We start from the raw sequence: 13172 nt of genomic DNA on the forward strand, positions 1-13172 counted from the left end.
CTTAGAATAAAATGACTAAAATTATTTTCTCTCAAACCAATATTGAAAGCCTAATTGCAAAAAAACAACTAAATATTACTGATTTATTAGAGCAATTTGAGCGTTCTGATTTAGTTAGTACTGCTCGTTACCGTGACTCATCTGGGTTACCATGGGGTAGCTGGAAAAATGTTGTCACTGCATTGGATGCATTTTTATTGGAACAAAACTGGGTATTTAAACCAAATAAACTACTTATATTTAATGTAAATGTAGCATATTTTGCTCCTAGTTCCTTTATAAAAGCTCAGCCTGAAGATATACTGAATATACTACAAAACTGTACACAAACCCAACTTAATTTTGTATTCACCCAACCTATTATAGTAAATTATTTCCTGAAATTATTAATACAACAAGGCAATCACATTTTAGAAAGGATCACTGATAAGCTTTTACTATCATTTTTACAAGCCTTAACTCAAAACAAAAATGTATCATCCACTGAAGAAATTCAGATTTGTCAAAATTTTTTAAAAATACATAATCTAGATCATAGATCTATAAGTCGCATTTTTTTAGAGGCACGTATTAAATCTCTACAAAAAATTAGTACTACGCTTCCTAAAACTTCAAAATTAAAGGTAGCTTTACTAATTTGTGGCCAGCTGCGTGGTTTTGAATATACTCTCCCCCGCTTTGCTAAAAAGTTTGCTCACTTAGGACTTATTGATGCTTATGTTAGTACCTGGGAAGAAGTGGGCTATACTCGTTTCAACCTGCAAAACACCTATCGTATTTTTGATAAACCAACCTGTGATTTCATTATAGAGAACAAAGATGCTTTAGATTTATCAAAATTTGATGAAGAAATTTACCGATATACAGCACAAATCTACTCACCCGAAAGAATCCAAGAAATTCTAAATAACCAATTATCATGGTGCAATAATTTAAAAATAAATCTAAAAAACCATCAAGAATACCCTTATAACAAAATGAGTAATGCAGAAAAAATGTATTACCATAACAGTTATTGGATAGAAACTTTAAATGAAGATTATTTTAAACAATATGATTTAATTATAAAAATTCGCCCTGACTATTTCTTTAAAGATGATGCCCCCATTTCTGTAAAAGATTTATCATCAAAAAATCTTTTAACCGATACACCAAACTATCTGTTCCAAGAATGGGGCTTTGGCTTAGGTGATCAATTGTGGATAGGGATGCCAGAGCCAATGTTGTCATTATTGAGTTGCCATAAGCGTGATTCTATCTCTTATGAATATATGTATACATTCTACAAACAAGAACCTTATCAAGGACATCTAAATTGTGGCTTCCAGGCATGGTTAAGCGGTTTGAGTATCGTTGAAAACAACGCAGCTTTACTAAAATCACGCTTGGCAAGTATACGTTTGATTAATTTTGCTGAATTTCAACAAATGAACGTACATATTTAAGGATAGAATATGTTTGTCATTCCTATGGCTGGACTTAGTTCTCGTTTCTTCAAAGCCGGTTATAAAAAACCCAAATATCAATTAATGCTGGGACATGAAACTGTGTTCAGCTGGGCAGTTCGATCATTTGAGCGCTATTTTCAAAGCGATAAGTTCGTCTTTATTTATCGAGACGTATGCGATACAGGCTTTTTTATTAAAGCTGAATTGAAAAAGCTGGGTATCAAAGACTACGATCTTATCTGTTTGCCATCTGAAACCTTAGGGCAGGCAGATACTGTTTATCAAGGCACTACTTATATTAATTCAGATGAAGAATTATATATTTTTAATATTGATTCTCGAATTCTTAACTTCAAAAAACCTCAATGGATAAAAGAATGTGACGGTTATTTGGAAGTATTTAAAGGTAAGGGCGATCATTGGTCATTTGCGCTGCCTGAGCATCCTAGCAGTAAAAGAGTTATCCGTACCGCAGAAAAAGAACGTATCTCTGATTTATGTAGCGATGGTTTATATTATTTCAAGCATAAAAAAATATTTGATAAATTATTTTTAGACGCTCAAGCCAACAACAATACCACTAAAAATGAATACTACATTGCGCCCCTATACAATGATTTAATTGCTCAACAGTTCATAGTCTATTACGATTTAATTGACAATGAACAAATTATGTTCTGTGGCACACCTGATGAATACCATTCATTACTGCAAGGTAAATAAAAAATGAAAAGACTAATTATGGATTTAGACAACACTATCACGCGTACAGAAAATAGTGACTACGATAATGCCCAACCAATTAAAGAAGTAATCCAAAAATTACACGAATATAAGCAACAAGGTTTTGAAATTATTATCAGCTCTAGCCGCAATATGCGTACCTACGAAGCAAATATTGGCAAGATTAATATTCATACTTTACCGACTATTATTAATTGGTTAAATCGTCATAATGTACCTTACGATGAAATATATGTAGGAAAGCCTTGGTGTGGGCATGACGGCTTTTATGTAGATGATCGATCAATACGTCCTGATGAATTTGTACGCTTAAGCTATGATGAAATCAGGGGTCTAACCAAAATGGATAGGAAATAATCCAAATGATTATTATTAATTCCGCAGACTATGTTATTCCGGAATTTCGCAATGAATTCGGTATGATTCCACCATCATTCCTACCTATTGGAAATAAAAAACTTCTTTCATTCCAAGTGCAAGCATTACGCAACAGCTTCCCACAAGAACAGATTATTTTATCTTTACCTAAAGAGTTTAGCTTAGGTTTAGAAGAGCAAAAATTGATCGATACTTTAAAAATAGAAGTCGTATTTGTCACAGAGGGTCTCTCTCTAGGTATGGCATTACTGTATCTACTTAATACCGTAGAGTATGATCAAAATGAAACTCTACGCCTTCTTCATGGTGATACCTTGTTAGACAATTTTCCAGCGATCTCAGACTGTATTTCTTTAGCGAGAACACAGGATGACTACGCATGGGAGTTTGAAAAAAAGTCTACGACTCAAAACCCATTGGTATGGTGCGGTTATTTTTCATTTTCATCTATTCGAAACTTTATCCGAGCTTTAGCCAATGCTCAAGGAAGTTTTACTTCAGCTGTACACAAATACGCCGATCAAGTTGAAATGCACTACCCAGAAACAAATAACTGGTTTGATTTAGGACATATTAACACTTACTTTCGCTCTCGTTCTACCATAACCACACAACGAGCATTTAACTCTCTCAAGATCAAAAATGGTGTAGTGTGGAAATCTGGCATACTACCAAAAAAAATCGAAGCCGAAGCTAAGTGGTTTAATGCGCTACCATCAAGCCTAAAACGCTTTACGCCCCAGTTGATTCAATTTGGACAACAAAATGGTAAACCATTCTATGAAACCGAATATTTACCCTGCTTACCATTGAATGAGATTTTTGTACACGGCAAGAATCCAGCTATATTTTGGGAAAACATCTTAGGTTTGATCAGCTATTATATGGGTGAATCTCGAAAAGCCTGTCAGTTGAATGATCGGGATTTTACCCAAATTCATCAAGATTCTGTAGCATTATATGCTGACAAAACTTTTGAGCGTTTACAAAACTATGCCAAACAAACTCAACTAGACCTACATCTCCCATGCAAATATGATGGAATTGAGCTGGCATCCCTGTGGGAAATTACTCAAGAGTGTGTTGATGCTGCCTTGGCCATACCAGAAATACCAGCTATCGTTCACGGTGATTTATGCTTTAGCAATATTATGTATGACTCTAGAATCAATGCTATTAAAGTGATTGATCCCAGAGGGTTAAACATGCAAAATGAATTTACTATTTACGGAAATCAAAGTTATGATTTAGCAAAGCTCTGCCATTCCATTATTGGTCTATATGACTTCATTATTGCAGATTCTTTTTCTTTGGAAAAATCAGATGATATTGGCATTAAAATTTCATTCAATTTCAGCGAGAGATTATCTATAATCCAACAGATTTTTATGAAAAAACAAATATTACCTGAAATTTCCAACCAAGAAATTATGCCAGCAACCATATTACTGTTTTTATCAATGATTCCTTTACATTTTGATAAACCGCACCGTCAAGAAGCAATGTTAGCTAATGCATTAAGATTATATGTATTATGGAAGCAAAAAGCGTACGCTAAACCCTAAATTTAAAAGAATATAATTTCAATATTTATAAATATTTCGTTCAGCTGTTTTCTAAAAATAAACAATACTACATTAAATGAATAACAGTAGATTTTCTATCAAAATACATGAATATATATATCATAAGCGATATGCTTACTTATGATTCACTTAAACTAGAATCAATAGTTACTCGCAAGAAATGGTTTACTCTAGCAAAGGATCATTCAACTTTTCTCTTTGTCGAATCCGCTTGGTTCGGCTACAAAAAAAAGTGGCAATACAAAATAGCTTCCTATCCAGACCACCCCAAACGTACCAATGAAAAGCTCGTGCGTTTAGTTCAGTCTGCAAAAGATAAGGGGATTCCCACCGTTTTTTGGAATAAAGAGGATTCGGTTCATTTCGACCGTTTTATCGATTCTGCCAAACATTTCGACCATATTTTTACTGTGGATGAAAATTGTGTGGAGCGGTATCGGGCAGTAGTGCCTGCTTCAACCACGGTTGATGTGGCGATGTTTCCCGTCCAGCCCCGTATCCATAACTACCAGGGATTTAATTTTCAAAAATTAGAAGCAAATTTTGTCGGCAGCTTCAGCAAACATATCCACGGTAAACGCCGCGAACGTCAGGAAATGCTATTTTCTGCAGCTTTAAAAGCAGGTTTGCCAGTTACTGTTTTCGACCGCAATTCAGACAGAAAATCAGATAACTACCGTTATCCCGAACAGGAATTCGGCCTGAAAATCATGTCCGCTTTAGATTATACCCAAACCGCCGATATCTACCGCCATTTTGCAGTATCACTGAATGTAAACACGATTGAAGATTCGCCCACTATGTTTTCACGAAGGGTAGTGGAAATTTTGGCTTGCGGCGGTATTTTAGTTTCTACACCCAGCATGGCAATGGATAGGTTATTTAAAGACTATTGCCATATCGTAAACAATGAAAATGAAGCGGTAGCTTTGTTTGAACGTTTGAAGTACGGACCGTCTAAAAATGATTTGGAAATGGCCAAAGCGGGGGCGGATTTTGTTTTGAACAACTTCACCTGGAACAAGTTTTTACAAAACATTCAATCCGTTATAGCCAATTCAAAATAATTATGTATCCTTCAAGCTTAGGACTATTGCGCCAACAAAAACAACTCCATCTCCTCCTTCACGCTGGACAACAGGGTAAAGGAAAATTCCTTTTATGGGGGAAAAAACATCCTAACCGTGAACACTGGATACGCTCAGTATTAAAAAAACCTATCATTTATCTTGAAGACGGCTTTCTCCGTTCATTAGGCTTGGGTGTTGAAGGCTGGCCGCCTTTTTCGATGGTAATTGATGATTTAGGTATTTATTACGACACCACCCGTCCATCACGTTTAGAACACTTACTTCTCCAATCAGACCAAATGCCGTCTGAAATATTGGAACAAAGCCGTCAGGCTATTGATCTGATTGTAAATAATCGCCTTTCCAAATATAACCATGCCCCTGATTTTTCAGACGGCCTTACCCATAAAATCATGCCGTCTGAAAAACAAATCGTATTGGTTATTGACCAAACATTTGGCGATATGGCGGTAAAATACGGTGCTGCCGATGAGCAAACGTTCACCCAAATGCTGGAAGCCGCTCTCTCCGAGAACCCTGATGCCGAAATTTGGATTAAAACCCACCCGGATGTTTTAAGTGGAAAGAAAAAAGGCTATCTGACCACACCGCCACACCAATCGAATATTCGTATACTGGCGGAAGATATCAACCCTATTTCTCTCTTGCAAGCGGTTGATAAGATTTACTGCGTTACCTCTCAAATGGGGTTTGAAGGCTTGCTATGCGGCAAACCCGTCATCACCTTCGGCCTACCGTGGTATGCGGGCTGGGGAGTCTGTGATGACCGTCATCCTGATATTTCCCGCCTGCTAAGCAGCGGGCGGCGCACCTCATGTTCATTAGAACAATTATTTGCCGGCGCATATTTACAATACAGCCGCTATATCAACCCTTATACCGGTGAAACCGGCTCTCTATTTGATGTTATCAATTATTTAACGGCTGCCCGCCGCTTGAATGAAAAACTACGTGGCGATATTTACTGTATCGGGATGTCTCTATGGAAACGGGCTGTTATGAAGCCTTTTTTCAATGTACCTTCCTGCCGCCTACATTTTGTTTCTTCCTTAAAAAGCCTACAAAAAAAACAGCTTTCTCCTCAAGCCCGCTTGCTTGCATGGGGACGCGGCCATGATGACCTGGCTACTTATGCAGCTAAAAATAATCTCCCCCTACTGCGTATGGAAGACGGTTTTATCCGCTCTGTCGGCCTTGGTTCCAACTTAGTGCCACCGCTGTCATTGGTTATTGATGATATAGGCATTTATTTCAATGCCCAAACACCGTCTCGATTGGAATATATCCTACAAAACCAACACTTTGAAGAAAATGACATTCAGACGGCATTATTATTACGGCAAAGCCTAACAGAATCAGCAATTACAAAATACAACATCGGAGGTTCAGACTTACAGCTTCCTACTACCGATAAAAAAGTTTTGCTGGTACCCGGCCAGGTAGAAGATGATGCTTCGATCCGCTACGGTTCGCCCACCATCTATACCAACTTAGAATTACTAAAAACCGTACGAGCAACCAATCCTGATGCTTATATTTTGTATAAGCCTCACCCCGATGTAGTCAGCGGCAACCGTATCGGTGGGGTATCAGATAAGGATGCAAAATCTTATGCTGACCAAATTGTAGCGGAAATAGATATCCTCACCTGCTTAGAACATGCAGATGAAGTACATACGATGACTTCATTAACCGGCTTTGAAGCACTTTTACGGGGCAAGCAGGTTTATTGCTACGGCCTACCCTTCTATGCCGGCTGGGGCTTAACACATGATTTTTTACCCATTGACCGACGCAGTCGGAAATTGAGTTTAGAAGAATTGATTGCAGGCACGCTCATACACTATCCAAGTTACATCCACCCAGAAACCCGCAGATTAATAACACCAGATATAGCAATAGAAGTTATTAAAAAACAAAAAAGTATGCAAAAAAGCAACAATCTGCTACATAGAAATTGGCTGAGCAAGCAATTGGGAAAATTAAAACAGCTTTACCTTTCACTCAAATGAAAGTTTGTTATATATTAGACCGCCCATCTATTTTTATAACCGCTTGTTATGCCTGACTCCATTGCCAGTAATTTAGAAAAATTAACCTCATCGGCAAACCGTATCTTGTTATTACAAGGCCCGCTAGGTGGCTTTTTCTATCAATTTGCCCAATGGTTGAAAAAACAAGGGAAAACTGTTTTTAAAATCAACTTTAACTACGGTGATGAAGTATTTTATCCCGCAACCACACCCGATACATTCGGCTATCAAGGCACCCACCAAACCTTCGACACATTTCTAAACGATTTTATTTCACGCCATCAAATCGATGCGCTTGTCTGCTTCGGCGATACACGTCCTTACCATTTGATTGCTAAGGAATTGGCGGATAACACCAAAAATCTGAACTTTTGGGCCTTTGAAGAAGGATATTTCCGACCTTTTTATATTACCTTAGAAGAACAAGGCGTAAACGATTATTCCCCACTGCCGCGGAAAGTCGATTTTTTCAAACAAGCCTATCCGAAATTAAAAGAACAAAATTACCACGAACCACCCTCTGTCCCCGGAGGATTCCTGCCTATGGCTCGCGCGGCCATAATCTATTACGCAGCAGCTAATCTGTTCAAACGTAAATACCCAAACTATATCCACCATCGTCATTTCGATATCGGGCACTACATCCGCTCTTGGACTTTATCCGGTTTCAAACGTGCCAACTATTGGTTTAAAGACCACAAATTTGCAGAGCAGGTAAAGAGTGGAAAGTTTGGCCGATTCTACATTTTACCGTTGCAGGTATTTAATGACAGCCAAGTACGCGTGCACAGTGATTTTTCATCCGTACGAAATTTTCTTTACCATGTTTTGGATTCATTCGCTTTACATGCTCCGAAAGACGTCACCTTGATCGTTAAACACCATCCGATGGATAGAGGCTTTATCGATTATCAAAAAGACATCAAAAAATTCTTAAAGAAACACCCCGAACGCCGTAATAAAATCTTTTATGTGCGCGATGTTCCGTTACCGGTATTGCTCCGCTACGGCATTGGTATGATTACCATCAACAGCACCAGCGGTTTATCCGCACTCATCCATAATATGCCGGTCAAAATTATGGGGCGAGCCAGTTATGACATTCCCGGGATTACAGACCAAAACAAATTAGCAGATTTTTGGAAAAACCCCCAAAAGCCGAATGCTGAATACTTCCACGCCTATCGGATGTACCATATCAATGTTACCCAAATAAATGGCAGCTTTTACAGCCGTGTCAACCTGCCTGACCATATAACTCACACAATCTCGGAAAACCATACGACATGCCGCGCTCCAGTGGAAACTGCTGCTGACTAAGCAGCAGTTTTTTTGTATGATGTCCCATTAAATCTTCATGGTTCTATCCGTTAAAGTAACCCTCCGAATACCTTTCGACTGCTGCACAATCATAGATACAGAAATAAATCTTCAAATTTACTCTAATACCGCATGAGCAAAGAGAGGCTGTATATTTCATCATTACAGTACTTTAATATCCGCCGCCCCCTGCCATTATTGATATATTATGAATACAACAAGTGAAAAATTATTCCAACACGCTCTTGCCCACCTACGCACCACACCTCCCGATTACTTTCAGGCATTACCTTTATTGCAACAAGCAGCCGCTTCAGGTCACCCTGAAGCACAATTCCAATTGGCCGGCTGTTACTTCTATGGCAACGGTATCGCTGCCGACATACCCGAGGCCCTCAAACTACTCGAAAAAGCTGCCAATCAAGGGCATCTTTTCGCCCGATATAATTTGCTGCAATGGCAGGAAAACCAAGGCATCAATACGGCAGATCTGTTAGATTCTTATGAACAACTGGCCGAATCCGGTTTACTTGCCGCCCAGCTCCACCTGCTCGAATACTATCAAATACAACACCATACAGATCAAGTATTTAAATGGGCTAGCAGGACTGCCGAACAAGGGCATCCTTACGGCCAATACAGCCTTGCCCAATACTATCAACACGCAGCTACTCCCGATCCCGCTGAAGCCCATCAATACTACCGGCAAGCGGCGGAGCAAAACTTTCCGCCCGCACATTGGCAACTTGGCAACCAATACCGCTACGGACAAAGCGTTCATACCGATTGGCAGGCTGCAGCCTATCATTTTCGGCAAGCCGCGGAAGCGGAGCTTATTTCCGCACAAACCGCCCTTGGAGAAATCTTATTGCAAGGCGGTCATGGCCTTGCTGCCGATCCGGCAACCGCACTGGCGTGGCTAAAAAAAGCGGCAGAACACGGCGATACCCATGCTGATGCGATATTGGCAGAACAATACCTTACCGGGCGGCATTCCGAACGAAACCCAGCCCTTGCCCGAAGCCATGCCGAAAATGCCGCACAACACAAACACCCCTTGGCCTTACGTCTGTTGGGAGATATTTACCGCTACGGCTTGGGCGTAACCGCCGATACGGTCTTGGCCGACCAATATTACGACCAAGCCGCACAACAAGGAGATTTAATTGCCCGCCAAAAACAACTGGCGGCAGAAGCATTAAAAGCAAACAACACCTACGAACAAACCAAACAACAGGTATTACAACACCAGCATATCGAACAAATCTATCAAAAAGCTTTCTCTTGCCACTACGGCCTCTCTACTCCTCCCGATTATGCCCAAGCCCACCGCCTTTATCTTGAGGCCGCGAAACAAGGCCACAACAAAGCGCAAACCAATTTGGGCATGATGTATTACAACGGACAAGGCGTAGATACCGATATGACCCAAGCTGCCTATTGGTTTGAGCAAGCCGCCCGCCAAAACGACACCATGGCGCAATACAATTTGGCATGTCTTTACTATCACGGAGCCGGCGTCTCCCCCGATACCGGCACTGCCTGTATCTGGCTGCAAAAGGCAATTGACAACGGCCACCCCCAACCCGAAGCCTTGCTCAAACTTCTTCAAAAATGGCAGCAAAGCATCATATCCAAATAATTTGTATTCCATTCCCTGATTAAGTACTGCACCGTTTCAGCACTCTACAAGCCGTCTGAAAAATAACGGTGCAGATCTTTAATAATTCAAATTCAAAGCACAATATAATTCCGCATATCAATTTTCAGACGGCATCTAAAGTCAGCCATATTAAAATTATGCAAACCGCTTGCTTATGCTTTCCGATAAATTGTGAAACCTCACAGACAATATTTCCTACTGCACGGCAAACAATCCCCTGCCAAACCAAATTCTTATCTAAGTAGCTGTTTGCGAAACACCCATCCAAGAGGTTAAGCCATCTGCCCAACGGTACCATCATCAGATGCCGTCTGAAAAATACGATAAATTTATCCGCCCCCTTGAGTTTTTCCCACCAGCCCACATATTCAGCCGCAATCAAACCCTTACATCTTGAAACAATTATGAGCAATAAAGACTTTTACGAAACCTTAGGCGTTGCACGTAGTGCCAGCGATGAAGAAATCAAAAAGGCCTACCGCAAACTTGCCATGAAATATCATCCCGACCGTAATCCGGATAATGCCGAGGCGGAGGCCAAATTCAAAGAAATCCAGCAAGCCTATGCCATTCTCTCAGACAAAGAAAAACGCAGTGCCTACGACCAATACGGCCATGCGGGCGTCGACCCCAATATGGGTGCGGGCGGATTCGGCGGTTTTGGCGGATTCAGCGGCGCGCAAGGCTTCGACTTCGGCGATATTTTCAGCCAAATGTTCGGCGGGGCAGCCGGTGGCGGACGCCAACAAAATTACCAAGGCGCAGATTTACAATATGCGGTGGAAATCTCTTTGGAAGAAGCCGCCCTCGGTGTGAAAAAACGTATTACCGTTCCCACATACGAAGAGTGTGATGTCTGCCACGGCTCCGGTGCCAAACCCGGCACTTCGGCAAGCACATGTTCAACCTGTCACGGTTCGGGCACAATTCATGTACGCCAAGCCATTTTCCAAATGCAACAAACCTGTCCGACCTGTCACGGCTCGGGTAAGGAAATCAAAGATCCGTGTATTAAATGCCGTGGCGAAGGCCGTGTAAAAACCAGCAAAACGGTTGAAGTCAACATTCCTGCCGGCATCGACGACGGCCAACGTATCCGCCTATCTGGTGAAGGCGAACCCGGCCTAAATGGCGCGCCTCCCGGAGATTTATATGTTGTCGTGCGCGTTAAAGAGCACAAAACCTTCGAGCGAAACGGCTTGGATTTGCATTGCGAATTACCCATCAGCTTCACTATCGCGGCCTTGGGCGGCGAAGTGGAAGTACCGACATTAGACGGCAAAGTAAAATTGAGCATCCCCAAAGAAACCCAAACCGGCCGCCGTATGCGTGTGAAGGGCAAAGGTATCAAATCACTGCGCTCCAGCGCGGTGGGCGACCTGTATTGCCATGTGGCAGTGGAAACGCCGATTAATCTGACCGAGCGCCAAAAAGAGCTGCTGGAAGAATTTGAAAAAATTTCAACCGGCCTTGACCGCTCTCAAACCCCGCGTCAAAAATCTTTCTTTGACAAAGTTCGTGATATTTTCGACTAATATCCGAAATATCCGCTACATCAAACGGATGGTTTGCCAAAACCGTCCGTTTTTTATCATCGCGCAGCTAAACAGTTATTCGGGCTAAAATAATAAAATGCCGTCTGAAAATTTTCAGACGGCATTTTTCCTGAAAAATATACTTCCTACTTCTGCTTTAGCGCATCTCTAGCAGCTATATGCGGCAATCAGCTTTCTTAAAAATGCATCACAACGGTCCAGTTGCGCCAGCTCCACATATTCATCCGGCTTATGTGCCTGCTCGATACTGCCCGGCCCGCAAATAACAGTATGGATACCGGCCTGCTGAAACTGCCCTCCTTCCGTAGCATAGGCTACTTTCAAACGGCGGGAGTCCTCTACCAATCGGCTAATCAAATCATGCAGCAGCCGTGCTTCGGCCTCGGGCATAGCCGGCACATTTTCCCCATGTTTCATTTCAATCCCGCAAGCCGCATCTATCACCTTCATTTGCGGCTCAAGTACTTCGCGGATATAGGTTTCTATCGGCCCGATAATATCGGCAGGCGTCATGTGCGGCAAATTACGGTAATCAAATTCAAACTCGCATAGCTGCGGAACGATATTACTCGCAATGCCGCCACCAATCGTATTTACGCTTAGTGTGGAAAACGGTACGTCATAATCCGGATCGTTATCATGCCGTTGTTTCAGACGGCCTGCCAAATCGTTGATAAATACAATCAACTTGGCCGCATATTCGATAGCATTCACCCCTTGCGGCGTTAAAGATGAATGAACCGCCTTACCGTGTACACAACAGCGGAAAGTATGAATACCTTTATGCGCCACCACCATACGCATCGAAGTCGGTTCGCCGACAATACAATACTCGGGGCTGAGACCCCGACGCTGCAACTCACCAATCATCACCGGCGCGCCCAAACAACCGATTTCCTCGTCATAAGACAACGCAATATGCAGCGGTTTATCCAAACGGGCAGACACCATATCCGGTACGGCAGCCAACACGGACGCGATAAAACCTTTCATATCGGCACTGCCCCGCCCGTAAAGTTTACCATCACGGATATCCGCCCGATAAGGATCGCTCTGCCATTTTTGCCCGTCTGTCGGCACAACGTCGGTATGGCCGCTGAATATCAACCCGCCTTCCGTACTGCCGTTTTCAGCCGGCACGGTAACAAACAAATTGGCTTTCGTTTGGTCGGCGTTATAAGCCAGCCACGGTTTCAACCCGAAAGAATCCAAATAATCGGCACAATCCCGAATCAAATCCAAATTCGACAAACGGCTGGTGGTATCGAAAGCAATCAGGCGGCTGAGACGGTCGACTGTATTCATGGCAAGCTCATTTCAAAAGCGGATAAACTACTTTGATTATAATGCTTT

The 13172-nt window shown here is 41.7% G+C and carries 11 protein-coding genes; 9 read left to right on the forward strand and 2 right to left on the reverse strand.

Annotation, left to right across the window (positions count from 1 at the left end):
- The first annotated feature begins 11 nt into the window (after positions 1–11).
- The 8 genes from ACEPPX_RS09005 (at position 12) to ACEPPX_RS09040 (ending at position 10242) form a co-directional block, all read left to right on the forward strand.
- On the forward strand, positions 12–1445 hold the full coding sequence (locus ACEPPX_RS09005; protein ID WP_416623744.1) for a hypothetical protein: 1434 nt from the start codon (positions 12–14) through the stop codon (positions 1443–1445).
- 9 nt (positions 1446–1454) lie between these two features.
- Positions 1455–2171, forward strand: a complete 717-nt coding sequence (locus ACEPPX_RS09010; RefSeq protein ID WP_416623745.1) for a glycosyltransferase family 2 protein — start codon at positions 1455–1457, stop codon at positions 2169–2171.
- Between the two features lie 3 nt (positions 2172–2174).
- Positions 2175–2549 (forward strand): HAD-IIIC family phosphatase, encoded by a 375-nt coding sequence (locus ACEPPX_RS09015; protein ID WP_416623746.1) that lies wholly within the window; start codon positions 2175–2177, stop codon positions 2547–2549.
- Positions 2550–2554: 5 nt separating this feature from the next.
- Positions 2555–4135 carry a hypothetical protein gene (locus ACEPPX_RS09020; RefSeq protein ID WP_416623747.1) on the forward strand — a complete coding sequence of 527 codons (1581 nt, stop codon included), beginning with the start codon at positions 2555–2557 and terminating at the stop codon, positions 4133–4135.
- A 311-nt stretch (positions 4136–4446) separates the two neighbouring features.
- Positions 4447–5223 (forward strand): CgeB family protein, encoded by a 777-nt coding sequence (locus ACEPPX_RS09025; protein ID WP_416623748.1) that lies wholly within the window; start codon positions 4447–4449, stop codon positions 5221–5223.
- Positions 5224–5225: 2 nt separating this feature from the next.
- Positions 5226–7259 (forward strand): capsular polysaccharide biosynthesis protein, encoded by a 2034-nt coding sequence (locus ACEPPX_RS09030; RefSeq protein ID WP_416623749.1) that lies wholly within the window; start codon positions 5226–5228, stop codon positions 7257–7259.
- Between the two features lie 48 nt (positions 7260–7307).
- Positions 7308–8600, forward strand: a complete 1293-nt coding sequence (locus ACEPPX_RS09035; protein WP_416623750.1) for a capsule biosynthesis protein — start codon at positions 7308–7310, stop codon at positions 8598–8600.
- 208 nt (positions 8601–8808) lie between these two features.
- Positions 8809–10242, forward strand: coding sequence for a tetratricopeptide repeat protein (locus tag ACEPPX_RS09040; protein WP_416623751.1), 1434 nt, complete (start codon positions 8809–8811; stop codon positions 10240–10242).
- A gap of 124 nt (positions 10243–10366) precedes the next feature.
- Here ACEPPX_RS09040 and ACEPPX_RS09045 read toward each other — a convergent pair whose 3' ends face one another.
- Entirely contained in the window at positions 10367–10645 is a 279-nt protein-coding gene (locus ACEPPX_RS09045) for a hypothetical protein (RefSeq protein ID WP_416623752.1), read from the reverse strand.
- A 22-nt stretch (positions 10646–10667) separates the two neighbouring features.
- Between ACEPPX_RS09045 and dnaJ the strand changes: the two genes are divergently transcribed.
- The gene (dnaJ, locus tag ACEPPX_RS09050; RefSeq protein ID WP_416623753.1) at positions 10668–11798 is read left to right on the forward strand and encodes a molecular chaperone DnaJ; all 1131 of its coding nucleotides are present in this window, start codon (positions 10668–10670) and stop codon (positions 11796–11798) included.
- Between the two features lie 168 nt (positions 11799–11966).
- On the opposite strand, the gene argE is transcribed toward dnaJ, so the two are convergent.
- The gene (gene argE, locus ACEPPX_RS09055; protein ID WP_416623754.1) at positions 11967–13124 is read right to left on the reverse strand and encodes an acetylornithine deacetylase; all 1158 of its coding nucleotides are present in this window, start codon (positions 13122–13124) and stop codon (positions 11967–11969) included.
- Positions 13125–13172: the final 48 nt, after the last annotated feature.

Source organism: Neisseria sp. S1, from assembly GCF_048060015.1.
Lineage (GTDB): Bacteria > Pseudomonadota > Gammaproteobacteria > Burkholderiales > Neisseriaceae > Neisseria > Neisseria arctica.

Bases quoted from the DNA above. Each gene is read 5' to 3' on its own strand.
- ACEPPX_RS09005 (WP_416623744.1), top strand. From the start codon at position 12: ATGACTAAAATTATTTTCTCTCAAACCAATATTGAAAGCCTAATTGCA.
- ACEPPX_RS09010 (WP_416623745.1), top strand. From the start codon at position 1,455: ATGTTTGTCATTCCTATGGCTGGACTTAGTTCTCGTTTCTTCAAAGCC.
- ACEPPX_RS09015 (WP_416623746.1), top strand. From the start codon at position 2,175: ATGAAAAGACTAATTATGGATTTAGACAACACTATCACGCGTACAGAA.
- ACEPPX_RS09020 (WP_416623747.1), top strand. From the start codon at position 2,555: ATGATTATTATTAATTCCGCAGACTATGTTATTCCGGAATTTCGCAAT.
- ACEPPX_RS09030 (WP_416623749.1), top strand. From the start codon at position 5,226: ATGTATCCTTCAAGCTTAGGACTATTGCGCCAACAAAAACAACTCCAT.
- ACEPPX_RS09035 (WP_416623750.1), top strand. From the start codon at position 7,308: ATGCCTGACTCCATTGCCAGTAATTTAGAAAAATTAACCTCATCGGCA.
- ACEPPX_RS09040 (WP_416623751.1), top strand. From the start codon at position 8,809: ATGAATACAACAAGTGAAAAATTATTCCAACACGCTCTTGCCCACCTA.
- dnaJ (WP_416623753.1), top strand. From the start codon at position 10,668: ATGAGCAATAAAGACTTTTACGAAACCTTAGGCGTTGCACGTAGTGCC.
- argE (WP_416623754.1), bottom strand. From the start codon at position 13,124: ATGAATACAGTCGACCGTCTCAGCCGCCTGATTGCTTTCGATACCACC.